At 30.0% G+C, this 25161-nt stretch carries 18 protein-coding genes and 1 tRNA gene; 13 read left to right on the top strand and 6 right to left on the bottom strand.

Translation table 11 applies throughout. From position 1 onward, the window contains the following. The first annotated feature begins 13 nt into the window (after positions 1-13). Both gldN and KO494_RS09975 read left to right on the top strand, forming a co-directional pair. The gene (gldN, locus tag KO494_RS09980) at positions 14-913 is read left to right on the top strand and encodes a gliding motility protein GldN (protein ID WP_215967458.1); all 900 of its coding nucleotides are present in this window, start codon (positions 14-16) and stop codon (positions 911-913) included. Positions 914-1005: 92 nt separating this feature from the next. Continuing rightward, a complete protein-coding gene (locus KO494_RS09975) occupies positions 1006-2046 on the top strand; it encodes an FAD-binding oxidoreductase (protein ID WP_215967457.1) in 1041 nt (346 codons plus the stop codon). Positions 2047-2083: 37 nt separating this feature from the next. On the opposite strand, the gene KO494_RS09970 is transcribed toward KO494_RS09975, so the two are convergent. Continuing rightward, complete coding sequence (locus KO494_RS09970) at positions 2084-2470, bottom strand: DUF983 domain-containing protein (protein ID WP_215967456.1); 387 nt, start codon at positions 2468-2470, stop codon at positions 2084-2086. An 86-nt stretch (positions 2471-2556) separates the two neighbouring features. Between KO494_RS09970 and KO494_RS09965 the strand changes: the two genes are divergently transcribed. The 11 genes from KO494_RS09965 to KO494_RS09915 all read left to right on the top strand — a co-directional run bounded on the left by KO494_RS09965 (position 2557) and on the right by KO494_RS09915 (position 17426). Next, positions 2557-4464 (top strand): ABC-F family ATP-binding cassette domain-containing protein, encoded by a 1908-nt coding sequence (locus KO494_RS09965; RefSeq protein ID WP_215967455.1) that lies wholly within the window; start codon positions 2557-2559, stop codon positions 4462-4464. A 76-nt stretch (positions 4465-4540) separates the two neighbouring features. Then, on the top strand, positions 4541-5674 hold the full coding sequence (locus KO494_RS09960; protein ID WP_215967454.1) for an efflux RND transporter periplasmic adaptor subunit: 1134 nt from the start codon (positions 4541-4543) through the stop codon (positions 5672-5674). 2 nt (positions 5675-5676) lie between these two features. Next, complete coding sequence (locus KO494_RS09955) at positions 5677-8874, top strand: efflux RND transporter permease subunit (RefSeq protein ID WP_215967453.1); 3198 nt, start codon at positions 5677-5679, stop codon at positions 8872-8874. Then, positions 8864-10180 (top strand): TolC family protein, encoded by a 1317-nt coding sequence (locus tag KO494_RS09950; RefSeq protein ID WP_252730365.1) that lies wholly within the window; start codon positions 8864-8866, stop codon positions 10178-10180. Before KO494_RS09955 ends, KO494_RS09950 begins: the two co-directional genes overlap by 11 nt. Before the next feature lie 102 nt (positions 10181-10282). Then, a complete protein-coding gene (locus tag KO494_RS09945; RefSeq protein WP_215967451.1) occupies positions 10283-11107 on the top strand; it encodes a Two component regulator three Y domain protein in 825 nt (274 codons plus the stop codon). Positions 11108-11165: 58 nt separating this feature from the next. Next, positions 11166-11348 (top strand): CPXCG motif-containing cysteine-rich protein, encoded by a 183-nt coding sequence (locus KO494_RS09940; protein ID WP_215967450.1) that lies wholly within the window; start codon positions 11166-11168, stop codon positions 11346-11348. 119 nt (positions 11349-11467) lie between these two features. Then, a tRNA-Met gene (locus tag KO494_RS09935) sits at positions 11468-11540 on the top strand. 175 nt (positions 11541-11715) lie between these two features. Continuing rightward, a complete protein-coding gene (locus tag KO494_RS09930) occupies positions 11716-12927 on the top strand; it encodes a site-specific integrase (RefSeq protein ID WP_215967449.1) in 1212 nt (403 codons plus the stop codon). A 48-nt stretch (positions 12928-12975) separates the two neighbouring features. Next, complete coding sequence (locus KO494_RS09925) at positions 12976-15372, top strand: DEAD/DEAH box helicase (RefSeq protein WP_215967448.1); 2397 nt, start codon at positions 12976-12978, stop codon at positions 15370-15372. Positions 15373-15556: 184 nt separating this feature from the next. After that, positions 15557-16420 carry an AAA family ATPase gene (locus KO494_RS09920; RefSeq protein ID WP_215967447.1) on the top strand — a complete coding sequence of 288 codons (864 nt, stop codon included), beginning with the start codon at positions 15557-15559 and terminating at the stop codon, positions 16418-16420. Next, positions 16392-17426 (top strand): DUF3871 family protein, encoded by a 1035-nt coding sequence (locus KO494_RS09915; protein ID WP_215967446.1) that lies wholly within the window; start codon positions 16392-16394, stop codon positions 17424-17426. The genes KO494_RS09920 and KO494_RS09915 overlap by 29 nt, the downstream gene beginning before the upstream one ends. Before the next feature lie 14 nt (positions 17427-17440). Here the strand turns inward: KO494_RS09915 and KO494_RS09910 are convergent, their stop codons facing one another. The 5 genes from KO494_RS09910 to KO494_RS09890 form a co-directional block, all read right to left on the bottom strand. Then, on the bottom strand, positions 17441-17734 hold the full coding sequence (locus KO494_RS09910; RefSeq protein ID WP_215967445.1) for a hypothetical protein: 294 nt from the start codon (positions 17732-17734) through the stop codon (positions 17441-17443). Positions 17735-18298: 564 nt separating this feature from the next. Beyond that, positions 18299-19249 (bottom strand): hypothetical protein, encoded by a 951-nt coding sequence (locus KO494_RS09905; protein WP_215967444.1) that lies wholly within the window; start codon positions 19247-19249, stop codon positions 18299-18301. Positions 19250-19278: 29 nt separating this feature from the next. Then, positions 19279-20493 (bottom strand): GIY-YIG nuclease family protein, encoded by a 1215-nt coding sequence (locus tag KO494_RS09900; RefSeq protein WP_215967443.1) that lies wholly within the window; start codon positions 20491-20493, stop codon positions 19279-19281. After that, entirely contained in the window at positions 20486-22441 is a 1956-nt protein-coding gene (locus tag KO494_RS09895; protein ID WP_215967442.1) for a DEAD/DEAH box helicase, read from the bottom strand. The genes KO494_RS09900 and KO494_RS09895 overlap by 8 nt, the downstream gene beginning before the upstream one ends. A 3-nt stretch (positions 22442-22444) precedes the next feature. Further along, positions 22445-25159 (bottom strand): DNA methyltransferase, encoded by a 2715-nt coding sequence (locus KO494_RS09890; protein ID WP_215967441.1) that lies wholly within the window; start codon positions 25157-25159, stop codon positions 22445-22447. Positions 25160-25161 lie beyond the last annotated feature (2 nt).

Here is a 25161-nt window from a genome sequence, read left to right as displayed (position 1 = left end):
TAATTATTGTAAGATGAATTATAAATCTTTTTTATTAACCATTTTTAGTGTAGCACTAACAACTACAGGTTTTTCGCAGGCAAATATTTTAAATGCGAAAACACCTCAAGAGATAGGAGTTAGAACTGAAGCACAAAAAGCAGTAGATAACGACAAACCATTAGAATATGGTTATGTAGATGATAGAGACATTATGTACTCTAAAATGACTTGGGAAAAAGTGGTTTTAGATGAACGTGTAAACTTTCCGTTATACTACCCTGTAGATACAAATAACATTGGAAGCAACAGACGTTCTTTATATGATGTTTTAACTAAAGCAATCAAAGAAGGTAAAATTGAAAATGTTTATGACGATTCTTATTTTACTGCAAAACGTAGTTTAAAAGATTTAAAAGATATAACGAGTAAAGTAGATACTTTAGATATTGGTTATGATCAATTAAATGCGGATGGTTACGTAGATGCAGAATATATTACAAAAAGAGAAATCGCTTCTTATGATGTAAGTGCATATTTAATTAAAGGTCTTTGGTATTTTGATAAACGTCAAGGTGAACTAAAATTTAGATTATTAGGTCTTGCTCCAGCAGCACCAGATGTAAACTTTATTGATAGTGATGACGAAGAAAATAAAGAACCAAACCCTTTATATTGGATATTTTTTCCAGATGCAAGAGAGGTTTTACATGAAGCTAAAGCATTTAATAATAAAAACAGTGCTGTACCATTTTCATTTGATCATATCTTAAACTCAAGACGTTTTAACGGCTATGTGTATAAAGAAGAAAACGTTTATGGTGATAGAACAGTTGATGAGTATATTACAGAAAATGCTTTAATGCAATTATTAGAATCTGATAGAATTAAAGATAAAATCAGAAACTTTGAAATGGACATGTGGTCTTATTAATCACATTTTTATATAATTTAAACGCTCACTTTTAGTGAGCGTTTTTTATTTCTACTAATGGGTAACTCCTTTTTTATATTACTTTTGTACTTATGAAAAATGTAGACTATATTGTAGTAGGTTGTGGTTTAGCAGGAGTGCATTTCTGTGAACAATTAAAAGCACACAATAAATCGTTTGTAGTATTAGATAATACATCACAACAATCTTCTGTAGTAGCAGGAGGATTATATAATCCTGTTGTTTTAAAACGTTTTACTTCGGTATGGAAAAGCCAGGAACAATTAGAACTTGCATTACCAATATATCATAAACTTGAACAAGAATTAAATATTGTTTTAGATTTTAAAACACCAGTATACAGACGTTTTACCTCTGTGGAAGAACAAAATGATTGGTTTACAGCTTCCGATAAACCAGAACTATCTAAATACCTTTCTACAACCTTAATTAAAAATACAAATAAAGCTATTGATGCAAATTTTAGTTTCGGTAAAGTTTTAGAAACAGGTAGAATTGATACCAAGTTGTTAATTGAAACCTATAAAAAACACTTAACCAAAAACAAGCAATTGCTTGAAGAAAGTTTTAACTATGATGCATTAGTTATAAAGGATACATTTCAATATAATGCTATTGCAGCAAAGCATATTGTTTTTGCAGAAGGTTTTGGTGTGAAAAAAAATAAGTACTTTGAAAACCTTCCGTTAAAAGAAGTAAAAGGGGAATTATTAACCATATATGCTCCAGATTTAAAAATTGACTATGTTTTAAAATCTAGTGTGTTTTTAATTCCTATAGGTAATGATTTGTATACTGTAGGTGCAACCTATGATTGGAAAGATAAAACAAACAAAATTACCTTAGAGGCTAAAGAATTGCTTTTAAAAAAGCTTAAAACCTTTTTAAAATGCGATTTTAAAGTAGTACATCAAGTTGCTGGTATTAGACCAACCGTTACAGACAGAAGACCGCTTGTAGGTAGACATAAAACGTATAAAAATATGTATGTACTAAATGGGCTAGGTACTAGAGGAGTCATGATAGCTCCTTATGTTGCTAAACAACTTTTTAATAATATAGAAAATAATACTCCCTTAGAAAGAGATATTGATATAGCAAGATTTAATTAGTAATCTTTGTTTTGTTAAATAGTAAAAGGGCTAATAATTATTTTTTCTTCACTAAGTTTTTGTCATAATGCATGAAAAAATTGATCCATATATTTCTAGATAATCGCATGATTACAGGAGCAAAAACAATTAAAGTTCCAATAATAGAAATAAAGACGTAATGTCTAGATGCATCAAAAAACACAGCACTTATAACAAAAGCAGCAACAGCAAAAGCAACACCTACAGCATAACTAACATACATTGCTCCATAAAAAAAAGACGGTTCTATTTCATATTTAGTATGACAATGTGAGCACTGCTCATTCATTTCTAAAGTTTTAGATAAATGATACGGGTTTTTATCTGTGTACATAGATTCTTGGTGACACTTAGGGCAAGATCCCGTAAGAATACTATATAGCTTAGAGTCTTTATAAAACATAATATTTTATGTACTTTTGTGCATTAATTTTATAATGCAAAATTAACTTTTTATTATTAAATAAAAGTAACAATTGTTACCAAACTATGCTAAACATACACAATCTTTCTATTTCTTTTCAAGGCGAATATTTGTTCGAGGAAATTACTTTTAAATTAAATTCGGGGGATCGTGTTGGTTTAATAGGAAAAAACGGAGCAGGTAAATCTACCATGCTTAAAATATTATCTAAAGAATTTGAACCAGATTCAGGTCAAATAGCAACAGATAAAGATTTAAAAATTGGGTTTTTAAAGCAAGATATAGATTTTGTTTTAGGTAGAACCGTTCTAGAAGAATCTTACCAAGCTTTTACAGAAATAAAAAAAATAGAAGCACAATTAGAAGACATAAATACCCAACTTGTTGAGCGTACAGATTACGAAAGTGAAGCATACCACCAAATAATGGTAGATCTTAATGATTTGCAACACCAATATGAAATAATTGGAGGATATAACTATCAAGGAGAAACCGAAAAAATATTACAAGGTCTTGGTTTTAAACGTGAAGATTTTAATAAACTTACAGATACTTTTTCTGGAGGTTGGAGAATGCGTATTGAGCTAGCAAAACTACTTCTTCAAAATAACGATTTATTACTATTAGATGAGCCAACCAACCACTTAGATATTGAGTCTATTATTTGGTTAGAAGGTTTTTTAAAAAATTATACAGGAGCTGTAGTAATAGTATCGCATGATAAAATGTTTTTAGATAATGTTACCAACAGAACCATTGAAATTTCTTTAGGAAGAATTTATGATTACCCAAAACCATACACTAAATACTTAGTACTTAGAAACGAAATTAAAGCACAACAATTAGCTTCTCAAAAAAATCAGCAAAAACAAATTGAGCAAACCGAAAAGCTTATTGAAAAATTTAGAGCCAAAGCTAGTAAAGCTACCATGGCACAATCGCTTATTAAAAAGCTGGATAAAATTGATAGAATTGAAGTAGATGAAGATGATAATAGTGTCATGACTTTAAATTTTCCAGTTTCTATTACTCCTGGTAAAGTGGTGGTTGAAGCTGATAAAATTTCTAAAAATTACGGCGATAATCAAGTGCTTTCAGAGGTGAGTTTAATGATTGAACGAGACGAGAAAACAGCATTTGTTGGTCAAAACGGACAAGGAAAATCTACTTTGGCTAAAATATTAGTTGGAGATTTAAAACACGACGGAAACCTAAAGCTAGGACACAACGTACAAATAGGGTATTTCGCGCAAAACCAAGCAGAATATTTAGATGGTAATAAAACCGTTTTAGATACCATGATTGATGCTGCCAATGAAACCAATAGAAGTAAAGTAAGAGACATTTTAGGTTCTTTTCTTTTTCGTGGTGACGAAGCAGAAAAATACGTAAGAGTACTCTCTGGAGGAGAACGTAACCGTTTAGCACTTGCTAAATTAATGCTACAGCCTTTTAATGTGCTTATTATGGATGAGCCAACAAACCACTTAGACATTAAATCTAAAAACGTTTTAAAAGATGCATTACAACGTTTTGAAGGAACTTTAATTCTAGTTTCGCACGATCGTGATTTTCTACAAGGCTTAACATCTACTGTTTATGAATTTAAAGATGAAAAATTAAAAAAATATTTAGGTGACGTAGATTACTATTTAGAACAGCGTAATGTGGAGAATTTACGTGAAGTAGAAAAGCGTACCGTAATTAAAGCGGCTCCTAAAGAAAAGAAAACTCAATCTTACGAAGACCAAAAAAAAGTAAAGTCTTTAAACAATAAACTTAGTAATACAGAGTCTAAAATTAGTCAGTTAGAAAAAGAAATTAAAGAAATAGATGTAGAACTAGCTGTAAATTATGACGAAGTTGCTGCAAAACCAGGCTTTTTTGATGCTTATCAAGCAAAAAAAGACAAATTAGCACAACTTATGGAAAACTGGGAAGAAATTACTTTACAGTTAGAAGATTACGTTTAATTTTTTTTGGGTTTTTTTTAACGTTTAGAGGTTAAACTAAAGCATAGTTTTGTAGTCTAACTACAAAACTAAACCAATGCGTAATATTATTTTATCTATTATTGGCATTTTGCTAATAGTTGGCTCTTTTTTCTTTGCTAAAAAACTAATAGCAGATAAAAATAAACCAAAACCAGTACAAGCAAAAATTGTTAAAACAGTCTTTACAGATACGGTACAAAACAGCACAATACCAATTGTTATTGCTGCTAATGGAAGCCTAGAAGCCAAACGTAGATTAGAGATTTATGCAGAAGTACAAGGTATCTTTAAACCAGGAAGTAAGTTATTTAAACCTGGACAAGAATATAGGGCAGGGCAGACCTTAATACAAATGGATGCTTCCGAGTATTATGCAAGTGTACAAGCTTCAAAAAGTAACTTGTATAATTCTATTGCTGCAGTTATGCCTGATTTACGTCTAGATTTTCCAGATGTTTTTGACAAATGGCAAAACTATTTAAACCATTTCGATTTAAATAAACCAACTCCAAAGTTACCAGAGATGACTTCCGATAAGGAAAACTATTTCATTACAGGAAGAAGTATTGTGTCTAACTACTACAATGTAAAAAACCTAGAACAACGTTTGGCTAAGTATACTATATCTGCACCTTTTTCAGGGATTTTAACCGAAGCATTGGTAACCGAAGGTACTTTAATTAGAAGCGGACAAAAATTAGGAGAATTTATAGATACTTCTGTTTATGAAATGGAAGTAGCTGTTAGCAAAGCTTATGCTAACTTGCTAAAAGTAGGAGAAAGTGTTGCTTTAAATAATTTAGATAAAACCGAAACGTATACAGGTAAAGTTTCTCGTGTAAACGGAAGCATTGATGCTACAACACAAACCATTACAGCTTTTATTGAAGTAAAACATGAAAACTTAAAAGAAGGTATATATCTAGAAGCAAATTTAAATGCTAAAGAAGAAAGTGATGCCATAGAGGTGGATAGAAATCTTTTATTAGAAAGCCAACAAATATTTGTAGTTAAAGATACTTTGTTAGATGTTATAGATGTAAAACCAGTATATTTTTCAGATACTAAAGTGGTTTTAAAAAATGTACCCAATGGTACTGTTATACTTAAAAAAGCAGTTCCAGGTGCTTATGCAGGAATGTTAGTCAAGCCTTTTGAAGAAAAAAGTAATACTAAAGACAAGCAATAAGCATGAGAAAACTTATAGAATATTTTATAAAGTATCACGTAGCAGTTAATATTTTTATTATTGCTTTTATAATTTTTGGTTATTTAGGATTAAGCTCTTTAAAATCTTCGTTTTTCCCTTTAACCGACTCTAAAATTATTAATATTAGTGTTACCTATCCTGGAGCTTCACCACAAGAGATAGAAGAAGGTATTGTACTTCAAATAGAAGACAATTTAAAAGGTTTAAAAGGTATTGATAGAGTAACCTCTGTTTCTAAAGAAAATAGCGGAACCATTACTGTAGAAATTGAAAAAGGGGAGAATATAGATTTCATGCTTTTAGAGGTTAAAAACGCAGTAGATCGCGTACCTTCTTTTCCTTCAGGAATGGAGCCTTTAATAGTAGCAAAACAAGAAGCTGTTAGAGAAACAATTTCCTTTGCTTTAAGTGGTGAAAATATTCCGTTAGTAACCTTAAAACAAATAGGTAGACAAGTAGAAAACGACTTAAGAGCTATTGATGGCATTTCGCAAATAGAAATTTCTGGTTATCCTGATGAAGAAATAGAGATAGCAGTAAACGAAACGAGTTTGCTAGCCTATGATTTAACCTTCAATGAAGTTTCGCAAGCAGTTAGTACTTCTAATATTTTAACTACCGGAGGAACCATAAAAACAGATGCAGAAGAATACCTTATTCGTGCTAATAATCGTTCGTATTATGGGGATGAACTTTCTAATGTAGTGGTTCGTGCTTCTAATGATGGTAAAGTGGTGCGTTTAAAAGATGTGGCTATTATTAGAGATCGTTTTTCAGAAACACCAAATGCCACTTATTTTAATCAGAAATTATCTGTAAATATATCTATAACAAGTACCAATTCTGAAGACTTAATTTCTTCAGCAGATAAAGTAAAAGAATATATAGAATCGTATAATCAAAAACACAATAATGTTCAATTAGATGTGGTTCGTGATTTGTCTAAAACGCTAAATCAGCGTACCGATTTATTAACAGAAAATGCCATTGTTGGTATGTTGTTGGTACTTTTGTTTTTATCAGTTTTCTTAAATACACGTTTAGCATTTTGGGTTGCTTTTGGGTTGCCAATTTCATTTTTAGGAATGTTTATTTTTGCAGGACAATTTGATGTAACTATTAATGTTTTGTCACTCTTCGGAATGATTATAGTAATTGGAATATTAGTAGATGATGGTATTGTAATTGCCGAAAATATTTACCAACATTATGAAAAAGGTAAGTCGCCTGTTCAAGCTGCTTTAGATGGTACTATGGAAGTAATTCCTCCTGTGGTTTCTGCCATTATAACAACACTTTTAGCATTTTCATTATTCTTGTTTTTAGATAGTAGAATTGGTGAGTTTTTTGCTGAAGTAGCTGTAATTGTAATACTTACTTTAGTTGTTTCTTTAGTCGAAGCCTTAATTATTCTGCCTGCGCATTTAGCACATTCTAAAGCTTTAAAACCACAAGTTGAAGTAGAGAATCCATCTAAACTAAAACAGTTTTTCTCTAAAATGCGAGTGATAAATAAAGCTGGAGATAACTTTATGAACTTTTTAAGAGATAGAATTTATGCACCAACAATTACATTTGTATTAAACTTTAAATTACTTTCTTTAGGGATTTTTGTTTCCTTGTTGATTTTAACTTTTGGTGCTATTGGTGGCGGAATCATTGGTGTTACTATGTTTCCATCGGTTGCTAGTGATAGAGTGTCTATAGAATTAGATATGCCAAATGGTACTAATGAAAAAATAACAGATTCTATTATTTCTATGATAGAAGAAAAATCTTTTATTGTTAATCAAGAGTTAACCGAGAAATACTTAAAAGGAACAAATAAACAACTTTTTGAAAACACTATTCTAACTATAAGTAGTAGTTCTAGCGCAAGTTTGAGTATTAATTTATTACCAGGAGAAGAAAGACCAGACGAAATAAAATCTTCATTAGTAGCTAATAGATTAAGAGAACTTGTTGGACCTGTAATTGGTACAGAGCGTTTAATCTTTGGTTCTGGAGGTAATTTTGGTGGTAGTCCGGTTTCTGTTTCCCTTTTAGGAAATAATATTGATGAACTTAAAGCAGCCAAAATAGAGCTGAAACAAGTTTTAGAAACGAACCCTTTATTAAAAGATATTGAAGATAATGATCCTGCTGGTATAAAAGAAATACGTATTGAACTTAAAGAAAGTGCTTACTTATTAGGTTTAAATTTAAGTACCGTTATGAGTCAGGTGCGTTCTGGTTTCTTTGGTGCACAAGCGCAACGTTTTCAAAGAGGACAAGACGAAATTCGTGTTTGGGTTCGTTATGATAGAACCAACAGAGCCTCTATTAATGACCTGGATGATATGCGAATTGTAACACCAACAGGTGAGCGAGTAACCTTAAAAGATATAGCGTCTTATACTATTGAAAGAGGTGACGTTGCTATTAACCATTTAGAAGGACAACGAGAAATACAAGTGTCTGCAGACTTAAAAGATCCAAGTACAAGTACTACAGATATTTTGGCCGATTTAAAAAATATAACCATGGTGGAGTTAAAATCTAAATACCCTACCATATCTGCTTCTTTTGAAGGACAAAACAGAGAAAAAGAAAAATTAAATAGTTCTTTGGCAAAAGCAGGAATTCCAATTTTATTTTTAATTTATATTGTCATTGCCTTTACGTTTAGAAGTTATAGTCAGCCATTATTATTAATGCTTTTGGTGCCATTTAGTTTAACAGCTGTTGCTTGGGGACACTGGATACTTGGTTTTTCTGTTAATATTCTATCTCTTCTAGGTATCATTGCCTTAATAGGTATTATGGTAAATGATGGCTTGGTGCTAATAGGTAAATTTAATACTAATTTAAGAGAAGGCTTAAACTTTGATGATGCCCTTTTAGATGCTGGTAAGTCGCGTTTTAGAGCTATTTTCTTAACCTCATTAACAACAATAGCAGGTTTAGCTCCTTTACTTTTAGAAAAAAGTAGACAAGCACAATTTTTAAAACCAATGGCAATTTCTATTTCTTTTGGTATTGCCTATGCTACCATTTTAACGCTTTTGGTTTTGCCTCTATTTTTATCGTTTAGTAATACTCTTAAACAAAAAGGAAAATGGTTAGCCACAGGAAATAAAGTATCAAAAGAAGAAGTAGAACGTGCTATTAAAGAACAAAATGAAGAAAATGAACATTAAAATAATCACATTATGTTGCTTTATTATTGGGTGGAGCGCTTGTTATGCACAACAAGAATTAAGTCCAGAAGAAGCTGTTAACTATACTTTAGATAATAACTATGGTGTTAAAGTAGCAAACAAGAATTTAGAAGTTTCAGAAAACAATACTAGTATCTATAATTCTGGATATTTACCAACAGTAACTGGTAGTGCAGGAGCAACCTATAATTTAGATAATAATGAATCTGAATTTTCTTCTGGAGATGTTACAAATTTAAATGGTGCAGAAAGTTCTAATTATAACGCTTCATTAGATTTGAGTTATACTTTATTTGATGGTTTAGGAAGAAAGTATAATTATCAAAGTTTAAAAGAAGAATATCAACTTACCGAATTACAAGCGCGTGAAACTATTGAAAACACTATCATTGAGCTGTTTACTATATATTATAATGTAGCACAGCTTTCTGAAAATGCAGAAACTTTTCAACAGACATTAGCTATATCTAAAGAGCGTTTGGTGCGTTCAGAATATCAATTTGAATATGGCCAGAATACAAAACTAGAAGTGTTAAATGCAGAAGTAGATATTAATAACGATAGCATTAATTTAATCAATACTAAGCAACAGTTAAAAAATACAAAAAGAGATTTAAACTTTGTTATGGGAAATGTTTTAAATGAAGATTTTAAAGTAAATACTGAAATTAATTTTCTATTAGACATTAATAAAGAAGATTTGTTTGAAAAAGCAAAGTCTAGAAATGTTGCTTTAATGCAAGCAGATAAATCGATACAAATAAGTGAATTAGATATTAAAATAGGAAAATCTTCGTATTTACCAACCTTAGGTTTAACAGGTTCTTACGGATGGAATAAAAATGATAATAATGCGGCATCCTTTTTAGCAGGATCTACAAATACAGGATTATCAGCAGGACTTAATTTAAGTTGGAATATTTTTGATGGAGGTAGTACTTTAACAACCGTTAAAAATGCACAAATAGCATTAGAAAGCCAAGAAATTCAAAAAGAAGAAATACTACTTTCTTTAGCACGTGATTTTAATAATGCTTGGGATGATTACCAAAACAAATTAACCATCTTTCGCGTGCAGGAAAATAATATAATTACTGCTCAAAATAATTTTGATAGATCGCAAGAAAAATTCAAAATAGGTCAAGTAAATTCTATCGAGTTCAGACAAGCCCAATTAAATTTATTGAATGCCGAATTAAGCAGGAATCAAGCTAAATACCAGGCAAAACTGTCAGAATTACAACTGTTGCAATTAAGTGGTGAACTGTTAAATATAGCATATTAAAAAGGTTTCTCTTTTTTCGTACAGTGCATTTCATCGAATAAATTTGTTTTTTATCATGATAAGAGGTAGATTCGTTAAGAATTAATACCAAATCTATTCATAATGAAAACATTAAAACTAACCTTAATATGCATTTTTACAAGTATATTTGTAAATGCAAATGTTTCGCAAATAGAAAAAGATGCTTTAGTAGCATTATATAATACTACACAAGGTAGCCAATGGAATACTACTTGGGATTTGAATGCGCCTGTTTCTACATGGTACGGAGTTACTGTAAAAAATGACAAGGTTGTAGGTGTAAATTTATTCAGAAATAATTTAAAAGGAAACCTTCCGCAAGAAATAGGAAACCTACAATATCTTCAAAATATAAACTTAGGATTTAATAAAATAGAAGGGACTTTACCAAAATCGTTATTTAATTTAAAAGAACTTAAATCGGTACAGTTATTTGTAAATTCTTTTGAAGGAAATATTCCTAGTGAAATTGGTCAATTAGAAAAACTAGAAGTATTAGAGTTGTTTAGCAATACTTTTTCAGGAGCTATTCCTGCAAGTATAGGAAATTTAAAAAACTTAAAAGTCTTAGTACTAGGAAGCAATTTTTTAACGGGTAACATACCAACAGAAATAGCTACACTAAGTAAGTTAGAAGTATTAAGCTTAATAGATAATAAATTAGATGGCCAAATACCAACAGAAATAGGAAGCCTAGTAAATTTAAAAGAACTTGTATTAGGTAGTAATGCTTTAACAGGAAATTTACCAAGAGAATTAACTAATCTTATAAATTTAGAAACCATAATAGTTAGCGGTAATCAATTAAATAATGATATAGCAAGTATTGTAAAAAGTAAACCTGGAGAGATTCAAATGAAATTACATTTTGCTACAGATACTGCTTTAGCTACAGAAGAAGATTAATAACCATAATTTAAATAATTACGCTATAGGCAAAATTTATTTTGCCTATTTTTATTTTATGGAACAGCACTTTTTTCAATGCCCTTATTGTTGGCAGGAGATATCTATGTTATTAGATTCTAGTATTACAAAACAAACTTATATTGAAGATTGTGAGGTGTGTTGTAACCCTATAGAAATAAAAGTAGAATTTATTAACGCAGAACTATCTGGTTTTCAGGCAAGAAATATTGAACAGTAATTTTTTTTAAAATTATGCTTGTAATATCTAAAAAGGGTTGTATATTTGCAGTCCGAAACAATTTGGTCGGCATTATGAACCGAAAGTTAAAAGCTAAGTAAATTGTTTCAAAATTATATCGCGGGATAGAGCAGTAGGTAGCTCGTCGGGCTCATAACCCGAAGGTCACTGGTTCGAGTCCAGTTCCCGCTACTAAGTAAGAGTAATCAGAAATGGTTACTCTTTTTTTGTGCAGTAAATTCAGCTGTTTGGCAATTATTTTAGATTCTTACTAAAGTACAGATTACCTTCATTTAACTAAAAAAAGGCACACAAAAAGGCACACCCTTATTTAAAAAAAGTACCCCAAAATTTAAAACAGAACATTATGAAATATAATAAGTTAAGTGTTTTGTTTTTAATTGACAAAACCAAAATAAATAAACAGGAGAAGTGTCCTATAAAGTGTAGGATTACTTATTTAAAAAAAAGAAGAGTATTCTCTACAGGCTTATTTACTGTTGTAGATTGTTGGAACAGTAAAAAACAAAAAGCAATACCTCTCAATAAAGAAAATGAAAACATTAATACTCAAATGAGCCTGATTAAGCAAAGAATTAATCAGGCTTTTTTGTTGTTACAAGTTAACAATGAGAGTTTTGATGTAGAGGACATCTATTTGCAGTATGTAGGAAAGAATGTAAAGGCTAATAAAACGCTTTTAGAGGTGTTTGAATTGCATAACAATAGAATGAAGAAGCTAATAGGTGTTGAGTATTCAAAGTCTACTTATAACAAGTTTACAGAGGCTAGGAATCATGTTTTACACTTTATTCGGTTCCAATACAAGAAAGGAGATATGCTACTAGAATCTATCAATCAAAACTTTTTAGATGATTTTGATTTCTATTTAAAATCTGAAAAGAAACAAAAGCAGATTACTATTAATAAGAGTATTCAACGAGTTAGAAAGATTATTAAACTAGCTCTAGCAAAAGGCTATTTGAAGAAAGACCCATTTATACTTTACAAACCTAAAAAATATGAAAGTAAAGTAGTTTACCTAAATCAAAAAGAATTAGATAAACTCGAAAATCATACTTTTAGACAGGCTAGATTGAATCAAGTTAAAGATATGTTCATTTTCTGTTGTTATACAGGATTGGCATATCAAGAAATGTCAACTTTAAAGGAGGAGCATTTGATAAAAGGGTTTGATGGAGGAATCTGGATTGAAATGATGAGACAAAAAACTAAATCTAAAGTTTCAATCCCTTTGTTACCTAGAGCTTCTAAAATACTAGATAAGTATAGACCTGAAGGAAGATTACTTCCTGTGATTAGCAATCAAAAGTTTAATTCTTATCTAAAAGAAATAGCGGAGTTGGTTGAGATTGATAAAAGATTAACTCACCATATAGCTAGGAAGACCTTTGCGACTACAGTTTTGCTTTATAATGATATTCCTATTGAAACAGTTTCTGAGTTACTAGGGCATTCAAGTATCTCTATAACACAAAGGCACTATGCTAAAGTAGTTCAGCACAAAGTAAGTAGTCAAATGAGTAAGTTAAGTAAGAAATTGAAGAAAAAAGGATAATAAATTAACTGTGTTGTAATACATTTATGGCACAGTTAAATATTATACATGGATTTTGATAACCGCCTTTTTGAAGATACTCCAATAGAGTTTAAAGAAATAAATCATACTGATTTTGATAGTAACCTATACAAGGTAGAACCAAAAGAAATTGTTGAACCAAATGATGAAGGTTATTTAAGTGATAACTTGACACCTATTTTAACTAAAGACCTTCATGAAAAAAATACTACTGTTATCAATGCTGGTGTAGGTCAAGGTAAGACTACAGCTATTATAGAGGTCATAAAAGAGTTTGCTAATAGCAAAGATTATATTGTTGTTATTGCAGTACCTTTCAAAAGTCTTATAGAACAGTATGAAGAAGTTTGTATAAAAAATGACATTTCAAAACATAGGATTTTTAACCAATTAGAAATTGATAAATATTTTGATAATAAAGAGAAAGAAGTAAAATCTGAATGGGGAAGTCTTTACAGTGAAGAAGAGGTTATCAATAAGTTTAACATAAGAAACTTTGATGTTCATATTTTAACTGTAAACGCATTACTTGGGAACTCTGTAGAGAGTTTGTTTCAGGTTAGGGAAAAAACAGAGTATTTCAATAGGTTACTTGGTTACTGTGAAAAAACAGATAAGAAATTAGTTTTTGTATTTGATGAAATACATGCCAGTATTCATAACTTTAAAGAAGAGTTCATCTACAAGTTATGGAACTATCATGGTTTAGTTCATAAAAACTATATTGTAAGTGCAACTTATAATGAAGCTTCAAAAGAAGTCATAAAGTATCTTTCAGAATTTACAGATAACACTATTAAAATTATTGAATCTACACGACTACCAGTAAAAGAGAAACAAAGTGAATTGTATTTAAACTTTTATATAGATAGGAATATAGAAAAAGATGAAACCTTATTTGAATTGATAAAGGAGTTATTGGATAGTGATAAGAAGTTTGATATACTTGTCTATTCAAAGAAATTAGTTCAAAAATTAACCAGTAGTAAAAGTAGGATTGGTCAATTATTTATAAGTCGAGAAGCAGATATTAATAAAAGTATTAATGACCCATTTAGTCATGATGATGGTTCTATTGGTTATGATAAGGAGAAAATTAATATTGGGACCAAATTTAGTACAGGTATTAGTATTGAACATGAGGAGCATACTTATATTGTTATTTTTCCTAAGGACTTAAATGTTGAGTTCATAGACAATAAAGGGATTTTTACCATGGGCTCTAATACTATTATACAGGCTTTGGCAAGGCAAAGAAAAAAAGGAGAAATATATTTGTTTATGCCTCCTCCCATAGATATTAATGAGGATACTTTGCCTCTAAGCTACACAGAAAATCAAAAGAACACAATATTAGATGTTTTTAAAGAGGGTAAAAAGTATGGAGAAAAAACAATAGATTATTCATACATAAATGGTCAAGGTTTAGAATTAGATAAGACCTACAATAAACTTTATAGAGAAGTTGAACCTGCAATAGAAAAAATAGAAACAGCTGATAGAGATACCAAGCTAAATAGGTTGCAGTTTCCAACTAAAGAGATATTTAATTTAGATAAAGGAGAAAAACATCTAGTTAGAGGTTTTTTTGGAGGTGATTTACCAGCTTATATTTTATGGGCATCACTTACAAATCAGTTTTTAAACTGTAGATTGAAAGATATTAATTTCATAAAAAAAATATACTTAAATACACCTAGACAATATGAGCAGTTAGAAAAGATTGTTGAAGACATACTTTATGATATGGAGGTTATAGAAGAAAATTATTTTTATATCAATTTAAAACCTTTTGAGAAAATAGAGTTGTTTAAAAATTTCATTTTTTCTATCATAGTAATTCTAGACAAGAAAAAGATAGGCGCTTCTGAAAAAGTAAAAGTACTCTTAGATATTTTAAAAATTATACTCTTTGATTCTAAAGATACAACCAAGACTGAAGTTTATCAACTTTATCTAAAGTCTTGTGTGATGAGCTCAATTAAAGCAAAGGATTTGAAGAAAATGCCTGAGTCTAAATTGCATATTGTTAATGCTTATAAAAAGTGGAAATATTTAGTTGATGTAATAGAGTTAAATATAGAAACTTATAAGAAACATAACTACATTGATAAGCAAGCAAAAAAAGCATTTGCAGCAGAGTATAAATCAATTAGTTTTCAGAATGATATTAAATATCTTTTATCTAATGATATTTTATTAAGTACAGGGATTTTCCCTCTTAAAAATACTTATGAAAAAGAGCGATTACCTTCAAAAAAAATGAATACAATCTACAACTTAACAATAAATGTTTTCTTTTCAGAAAAGAAAGAAACAATTAGGATTAATAATGTTAAGACTGGAGTTCATTTAGTCAAATCAAAAAAAGTTGAAAAATTACCTAATCTACTTTTTAAAGACTTACCAGAAGAAATTTTATAAAAAAAAAGGACTGCTTTTTCCATTTATCTATATAGTGTTTTGGAAAAACTATGCCATTTTAAGAATACCTAAATAACAATAAAGACTCTCATTTTATGAGGGTCTTTTTCATTATGTACTGAATCTATTCAGATTCAAATTAAAAATAATTCAAATTAATATTAACCTTCAAAAACATAAAATTATGCAATTAAGAAAATCAGAAAGACAACAAGCAAAAATTAAAATGGCTCTGCAAGGTTCATCAGGTTCAGGCAAGAGTTTAAGCTCTCTTTTATTGGCTAAAGGGCTAACTAATGACCAACTGGATAAAGTGGCTGTAATAGATACTGAAAATGGTTCAGCAGACCTTTATGCTCATTTAGGTAACTACAATGTACTGCCATTACAACCACCTTATACACCAGAGAAATTTATTGAAGCAATCACTGTTTGTGAAAAGGCAGGAATGGAAGTGATAATTTTAGATTCCATCTCTCAAGTTTGGGATGAGCTTTTAGATTTCCATTCTAAACTACCAGGAAATTCATTTGCTAATTGGAATAAAGTAACACCAAGGCAGAAAGCATTTATCAATAAGATTTTACAATGTGATGCTCATGTTATAGCTACAATGAGAACAAAACAGGATTATGTACTGCAACAAAAAGATGGAAAGTATGTGCCTGAAAAAGTTGGACTTAAAGCTGTGCAAAGAGATGATGTGTCTTATGAATTTACTATAGTATTCGATATTGATATAAAACATTTTGCTATAGCAAGCAAGGACAGAACTAACCTGTTTTCTGGAAAGCCAGAGTTTATGATAAATACTTCTACAGGAAAACGCATTTTAGAATGGTGTACATCACCTATAAAAGAGGAAGATGTTAAACAGCGAATAGAAGAATGCTTATCTGTTAGTCAGTTAATGGAACTGTATAAAGAATACCCAAGTTTTCAGTTACCATTAAAAGCTTTGTATCAAGCTAAAAAAGATTTATTAGAAAAATTAGTTAAACCAGAAAATTTTAGTCAAAATGGAAATAGTATCAGTAACAGAGCTTAATAAGCAACGTAATGGAGTAATTAATATTCCTGAAGGTAAGCCAGAAGTTGTTCATAATTTGCAAATACCTTCAGAAAATAAAGTATATCAACAGAATCCATTTATAGAGGCTAACACAAAAGAGGTTAGCCTTTCTACTTTAAAACATGATTGCATTATTCCTGTATTCTCAAAAGATAATGAAAAGACTTTAGCACATCAAGAGTTTATAGAGATAGCTCAAGATTGTGTTGGAAAAGTCTTTTCTCATCATACAATAGAAGTGCCAGAGGTTAGAGTTTCTCATCAAATTAAAGGCAGGACAGCTGATGCTATTTACAAGCCAGTAAAAGAGCTTTTAGAACATGAAAAAACCCAGTATTTTGAAAGGATGGCTTTTATCATTAGAATTCCATCTATTACAGAAAGCATAAATGGTCATGATGTATCATTAACTGTTGGAGGTGTAAGAGCTTACAACCAAGAAAATCTGTATAACAGGAAAACTTATGAGAAATTTAAGTTCTTTATTGGTTTTCAAAATATGGTCTGTTGTAACCTATGTATTTCTACAGATGGGTATCAAGATGAAATGCGAGTAGGGAACTATTCTGAATTACAGTCTAAAATTATGGACTTAATTGAGAATTACAATGCACAATCTCATTTACAGGAAATGAAGCAACTATCTCAGCATAATTTAACTGAACAGCAATTTGCTCAACTAATAGGTAGAGCAAGGTTATATAACTTTTTACCTAAAGAGGAAAAGACTCTAATTCCAGAATTAATGCTAAATGATGGACAGATTTCTACAGTAGCAAAAGACTATTATTTAGATAATAGCTTTTGTAGAAACGAGAATGGAGATATTAACCTTTGGAATGTATATAATCTATTCACAGGAGCTAATAAGAGCTCTTACATAGATTCTTTTCTATCAAGAAACGTCAATGCCTTTGATTTTACTCAAGGTCTGGCAAATGCTATCAATGGTGATTCTAAACATCGTTGGTTTTTGAGTTGAGTGATAAGGCTGTCTTAAATGGCAGCCTTATTTAATATCTTACCATTAAAAACAATGTGAAACTCTTCAATACCATTTTCATAATCTAGAGCTTGAGCAATGATGTTGTTTCTAATCAAATCAACAATGTACTCATCAAGAGAGTCGTTATCTGAATAAAAGCTAATGTTAACTAAATCAATAGTTAGTGTCTTTTCTTTTATTAAGTAAGTGGCTAAATTTTTATCTAATTCAAATGAATAAAAGGTGTTTTTCTCTTTTATTATTTGTGTAGACTCCCATATGGATTTCAGGTTTTCTTTTGTCATTTATATTATTTTAGGATACTTTTTTTAATGGGGTAAACATTAATAAAAAACTCTTATTATTTGTTGAAGTTATTAATATCGAACTTAAAGAGATTGAATATTCTCTTTATAATCAAAAGAATTGTCAATAAGATTTGAGAAAACAGAAAAGTAAACAGAAAAACAATAGTTTTTTTGAAAACTAATTGACCCACTTCATTAAACCCAAAATTGATGTTTTTTAACATTATTAGACCAAGTGCTACAATTGAAATTAATATGACATAAGTAATGTTATAAAATGTCCCCTCAACTACAAGTCTTCTAATTTCTTTTTTTTCTCTTATAGGCGACCTAGTTAGTGTAACAATTAAAACTAATAAATTTATAAATAGTCCAATGAAAATTGATAGAGCAGTTGATAATATTGAATCTAGATTTGAATTAACTGCCTTAGCAAATATTGATATAACTCCAATACAGATAGGTAGAACTATAAAAATAAATATGTTTCCAGATGCGTCTGATTTTAAGGTTTTGTAATGGTTTTTAACAACCTCAATAACATTAATAAATGAAAACATTTTAGTAAGGTTTAATTTCTTTAAACAGGTTGATAGTTCTTTGTGTTATTTCTTCTAAATCAGATTCTCCAAAAATATCTAATTTGACATTGATATCATAGATGCTTTTTAGATTGAACGATTCATTAAAGTTAATGTTTTTTTCTTTACCGTTAAGATTTATTCTTGTAGTAATTTCACTGCTTTCTCCAAAACCAAGAACTTTAAGATTGTCTGTTAGTAAATAGCTTTTATCCCTCTCACTATAAAGCTTGTCTATTACTTTTTTTGTGCTAGACCCAAAATGACCACCTCGTTTCTTTTTAATAGTTAAGGTTATTGTGTAGTCTTTGTATTCTTCTTCTATAAAATGCAGTTTATCACTTAGTTCTTTAGGTATCTTATCTGTTTTAAGAGTTACTGATTTAGTTGCTCCATTTGAAATGTATCTTTTAAGGATTTCTTTATCTATGAAATCATTGAATACTATTCTGTTTTCTGGGTATTCATCTTTAATGAATCTTTTTAAAACTGAACAAAAAACACTTTTAATTCCATAGAGACCATTACGTTCAAGCAAAATAAAACCTTTATGATTATCTTCTGCTACATAAATAAAAAAGAAAAAGACCTTTTCAACTCCATGTTCAGGTTTGCTTTCAAAAACAGGCTCAGCTTCTTTGTCATTGGGATTAACAATTTTAATAATTTTCCCATAGTTTGTAGAAGATATTTTTCCAGTAATAAACCTATTGCTTTTATGTGCTTTTAAGCTAGAAGTTACTTTTCCATCAACTTTTTTCTTCTCAATTTTAACACTTTTTTTACTTGATTCATCATTTGGTAACAAATCAATAAAGTTGGGGAACTTAGTGAAAAGCTCATCAAACAAATTTATTTCAGTTTCTGATTTGCCATCCTTTTTCTTAAAGTTGAAAGTTATAGCTTCTAATTTTCTGTTATGTTCACTCATTTTAAATTTTTATCAATTTATTTTTATCCTTAATTGTATTTCAGTTTAATAGACATACTCTCTACATCAAAAGTATAGTTAACAATATTACCATTTAAGATGAGTTGTATGGCTTCATCTATAATTTCAAAAGGCACTACAAACCATTCTCTAGGGTTTATGCGCTGTCCTTTATCATTGGTGAACTCTATATCTAAACAAGTACTAGCAAAAAACTTATGCAATAAGAGTTCTAACTTATCTGCGTTTCTGTTATAAACATTATAACTTGCTATTTTCTTTACATCAGCATATAGGTAAGTAGCCTCTTTTTTTGCATTCTTTATTCTGTCATCTACTGAGATACTAGAAAATCCTATTTTATATAAATCTTTGATTCCTGAGATTTTTGGGTCTATGGATTTAGATTTTAAAACATAAATCCAACCTGTTTGAACATCCTCTTCTTTAACTAATCCAGAGTTTACAAATAGTTCATTTTCTGCATAATCATTAGAGTTGGTTATAAGTTTTCCATTTTTTTGAATTTGTTTACCTAAAGACCTGTATAACATATTGCTATAAGTACCATTTTCAAAAATCGTTCTTGTTCTACCTTCAATTCTTACTCTATTACCAGAGCTCTGTTCCCATTCTGTTCTTTCTAAATCAGCTGACTCTAAATAAAGTAGAATTCCATCCATTATGTAGTAGTTACCAATATGAAGGTTTTTTTCAATATTTTTAAATGGCTTTATTTCTCGTTTTCCTTCTTTTATATCTTTATGAACCTTTTGGAACATACCTTCATAAGGCTTAAAGTCTTTTTCTTTTAAAGGTTTCCTTTGAGCAACAAAGTCTGTTTCAGCTCTATCTTCTTGTTTTGGTGTATGCTTGAAAGTGAAAATAGAAAGGTCTTCATCAGTATCTAGTAAGCCTAAATCATCATCATTTAAAATATCATCCAAACTTGGTTTTTCCATTTCAACATAACCTAGTAAATTATGCCTATCAAATGGCTTTACAATTTTTTTCTTTGCATCATCTTGTCTGAAGTTTTTAAGTTTAGCTAAAAGTCCATATTCAGACATACTAGAGGTACTTGGTTCTCTATCATTCTTATCTATGAAAATGTTGATTTCTTCAAAAGAATCTATAAGCCTATCTTCTTCAGTTTTTACAGTTGAAGTTTTTGCTTTTGAATCTAATAGTCCAAACTCATCATCATTAAAGATGTCATCTAATGTTGGCTTCTTTTTACTCATCTTGCATTCTTTTGCGTTTCAATTCTCTTAAAAAGATAATAGCTTCTGCCATTCTTTTTTCTTTATGGTCAAAAGCCTGTAAGTTTGGTTGTTCTCCTGTTTTTGCTACCCAATCTTTTATTTTAGGCCATAGTAAAATGGCTTCTTCTTCTGTCATTTCAATCTTAGTAGATTGTATGTGATTATCTATTAGTTTTAAGGTTTGTGCAGTAACTGATTTAGATAGAATCTCAAAAGCTTTTTGAAATGGATTTACTTGGTCAATTAAGTCAATATGAATGTCATCTATGTTGACAAAGCTATTAGCCATTCTAATGAATTTTTTATCTCCTTGTTCTTCTATAGTACTATTTTTAATAACAGAATCTACTACCACATGCTGTCTTACTGCTTCAATATCATCTTCATCTAAATCTGGATAAACCTCTCTAATTATTTTAGGAATAAGTACAGTATTTATAGTTTCAGGGTCTAAATTCCCAGGCATTGCTTTTAGCATTTGGTCATCTTGTAAAATTTTAGCCTTTAGGTCATTTAAATCTGTTTCTATAATGTCCTTTGCTCTTTGTGATGTTGGTAATTTAAAACCTCTAATTCTTATAGTGTCATCATCATCTTCGCTTTCATCTTCATCATCTCTTTTTAATTTGAACTTAAAATTAGGAGCTAATACTTGCTCCATTAATAAGGATGCTGTGATAGCTTTAAGCATGTTGTTTACTGCTACTTTTACATCATCATTTTCTGCATCAGGTTCAGCTACTAAATTTGTGAATTGAGCATGTGTTTTGTTATTACTATCTCTAGTTGCTCTACCAATAATTTGTATAATTTCTGTTAGTGAGCCTCTATATCCAATAGTTAAAGCATGCTGGCAATAAGGCCAATCAAAGCCTTCTTTTGCCATACCTAAAGCAATAATAATGTCAATGTCCTCTGGGGATTTAACCTCTCTTAAATAGGCTGTAATCTTGTCTCTAGATTTTGGGTCATCATTTACTAAATTGGCAACTTTTAGTGTTTTGTTAGCTTTTTTACTTTTTACATAAATGACTCCTGTTTTTTCATCTTGATAATCAATTTCTCCTAATACTTCTATAACATGGGCAACTTCATCATGTTTTTCTTTAGAAGATTCTGCTGAGTTGACACTTGGAATGTGTACAATGGTTTTTAAGTTAGGGTCTAGTACTTCTGCTAAAGCAGACATTTCTTTATCAGGTTGTTTTTTAAAATATCTACCTGTGTAAAAATGATAGCCAATACCTAGAGATTTTAAAAATTCATAACCATTTAATTGTTGGTAATAATTGTAAGTTACTTTGGTAAACTTTGCTTCATCTTCTGGCATTAGTACAGGAATGTTATCACCTCTAAAATAAGAACCAGTCATAGCTACAATGTGTGCACTAGATTTAGCCATGATGTTTTTTAAAACTTCACCTAATCTGTTATCTCCTTCAGCAGATACATGATGAAACTCATCTATAGCTACTAAAGTATTATCTAACTTTTTTTCATCTAAACCCTGAAAAGCAAAACGTAAAGTAGCATGTGTGCAAATTAGAATTTTTTCATCTGTATCCAGAAATTCTAAAAATGCAGTGACCTTGCTTTTTTCTGGTCCAGGTGTACATAAATTGTATTTAGGATTTGGGGACCAATCTGTAAAGAAGCCATATTTTTTTAACGCTGTAGAGCCAAAAGATGCACCAATAGATTTTTCTGGCACAGCAACTATCACTTTTTTAATACCTTGATTATATAACTTTTCTAGAGCAATAAACATTAAAGCTCTAGACTTGCCAGAAGCAGGAGGAGCTTTAATTAATAGATATTGAGCAGTATTTGCTTTAAAGGCTTCTGCTTGCATTTCTCGCATACCTAAAGCATTTGTTTTTTTACTTTGTCCTGTTTGTTTATAGGTTACTTCTACTAAATTAGGCATATCTTATTTTTTACTTTTGGTCTTTCTTGTTTTCTTCTGTTTTGCAAATAGTGTATCTTTTTTCACCATAGTTTCATAAAGCTTAAAAAGGTATTCTAAACGTTCTGTGTCATTTTTAAATTCTTGTAATCTATAACATTTTTCTACAGCTTCATCTAGGTTTTTGTGTGCTTTTTTTAAGCCTTTAGGCATAGTGTCTGGGTTATATAACCAAGCCATAGTTTTTCCTGTATGTTTAGCTCTTTCATCTAAAATATCAAAAACATATTGGTTTAAATTTTCTTTTTGTTTAGCGTCAATGTTAGGAAAAGGGAAGGTGTTGTAGCAAAGAAAAATTGAGTATCTAAATCTATTTTCTAACCTTCCTGCTGTAAATTTTACCCAGACATTGTGCATTTTGGAAGTCAAAATCCCAAAAATTAAGCTATTAGCATCATAAATAACTTGTGCGGAATTTGGAATTATTGTGTCTCTATCCACAAATCCTATTGGTATATATTCTCTATTTTCAGATGAAACAATTGGTATTAATAAAGAGTTATCATTACATTCAAAAAACTCTCTGAATTGATGTGGTCTAGAGGCTTGAATGTGTAATGTTTTATCCTTGCTGTTTATTCTATAATCATAGCAATTATCTATTGCTAACTTAACCTCTGGAATCGTCAAAGCATAAGCAAGGTTTTCCTCACTAATCCAATAACAATATCTTTCCAGATTATTTATGAATTCATCTGAACCAACTTGTTTTTTAATGATTTTATCAATTGAAGGGTATTTAATAAGAAGTTTATCTTTTTCTTCCTTTGAAATTCTTAAAAATTGTTTGTCATTGGGCATATTTCCTCTCCTCATTTCAGGGAAATTACTCAAGGGTTTAGTTTGCTTTTTAATAATTTTTGTTACACCATTTTCTAAGTTTGGTGAAATATTTTGCGTTTTTGTAATAATTCCATCTGTAATTAAATACTTTGGTTTTTTACTTAAGTTTCTTAAACCAATAATTACAACAGTAACACCTGCATTACCTTTTGCATTATTTGTCCATTTGAAATCAGTATGTGCAAAGTCAAACTCAATGCCCATTTCAAAAATTGATGTCCAAAGAATTCCAACTTGTTCACCTTGACAAATTGAATTCGTTGAAACAAAAGCCGATTTAGCATTTTCAAAGCCTTGTATATATTTAGCACTTTTATAAAACCAAATAGATATGTAATCAAGTTTCCTATATGATTTTATCATACTTATTGATATATCAAGGTCTTCCTTTTGGTTTTCATCTTGATTTCGACTACCTAAATAAGGAGGATTTCCAATAATATAAATTTCACTAGCTAAATCAATTGGGCAAACTTCTTTCCAGTTCTCTCTAGTAGCATTTCCTTGTTTTATTTGCCCTGCTTCTTTTAAAGGTAGTATAGGTTCAGATTTACCATAGTCAAATAACTGCTCTTCAAAAATTCTATTCATTTGGTGTTCTGCAAGCCATAAAGCAAGTATTGCCATTTCATGAGCAAAGTCATCTAGCTCAATACCATAAAATTGAGATAAGCGTATTTGGGTAAACTCTAATTGAGGTGTAGGAGACAAGTCTATAATTTGTTTTAAAATTTTAATCTCTAAAACTCTTATTTCTTTGTAGGTAATAATTAAGAAATTACCACTACCACAGGCAGGGTCAAAAAACTTAATTTTTGAGATTCTATTGATAAGCTTTCTTAATTGTGGTATGCTATTTTCGTGTTTTTCATATTCCTCATAAAGCTCATCTAAAAAAAGAGGTTTGATAACCTTCAAGATATTAGGAACAGAGGTGTAGTGCATTCCTAAATCACTACGATACTCATCTATAACCACAGCTTGAATCATAGACCCAAAAATATCTGGGTTAATGTCTTTCCAATCTAAATCTCCTAATTCTAAAAGTACTTTTCTTGCTTTAGATGAAAATTTAGGGCTCTTAATAGGGTCTTTAAACAAACCTCCATTAACATAAGGGAAGTCTATTAGGTAATCTGGTAAGCCATCTTTTTTTTCAGTGTTAAGTCTTTTAAATAGGTCATTTAAAAAAACATGTGTATCACTACCATTAGGGTTAGTATGTTGTGCTAAAGTATTTGTGAAAATACTTTCTTCATCAAAAATCTCTGTATCTTCTGCAAAGAAGCAAAATAGTAATCTAGATAAGAAGATATTTAGATGATGTATGCTTTCTTTAGATTTATAAATTTCAGGATTTTCTCTTCTTAGTTCATCATAAACTTCTGCCATCTTATAGGCAGCATCCCTGTCAGCTTCATTATCATTATTAGAGTTGTAAACTTCACTACCTGCTAGAGGTAAAAAGAAACTATGATGATTTGCTAATTCACTTATTTGTATGTCTTTTGTTGTGCCAAATCTTAAATCTTTAGCTACAAGTTGCTTGTAGTCTGTAAGAATGGCAAACTTTGGTTTGTGTTTTAGTATTCTATCTTCTTTAGAGATAGTATCAATGGTACTAAGAAGCTTACCAGATTCTTCTACTTTAAAAAAGACTTTGTTTTTAGATAGGACTTCACCTTCAACTTTAGAAAGGTTGTAATCTCCTTTCTTAAGCATGGTTGTTACAGTTTTTGTAGTACCATAAGCCATTAGTAAATCGTAGATAAACTCTTCTTTAGAAAAATTATCAACTATAGCTTGAACATTGTTTTGTATTTCTTTACTATTCATGT

Origin of the sequence: Lacinutrix sp. C3R15, from assembly GCF_018860825.1 — a bacterium.
Classification (GTDB): Bacteria; Bacteroidota; Bacteroidia; order Flavobacteriales; family Flavobacteriaceae; genus Oceanihabitans.
The sequence above is the reverse complement of the archived record's forward strand: the minus strand, read 5'-3'. Positions and strand labels throughout refer to the sequence as shown.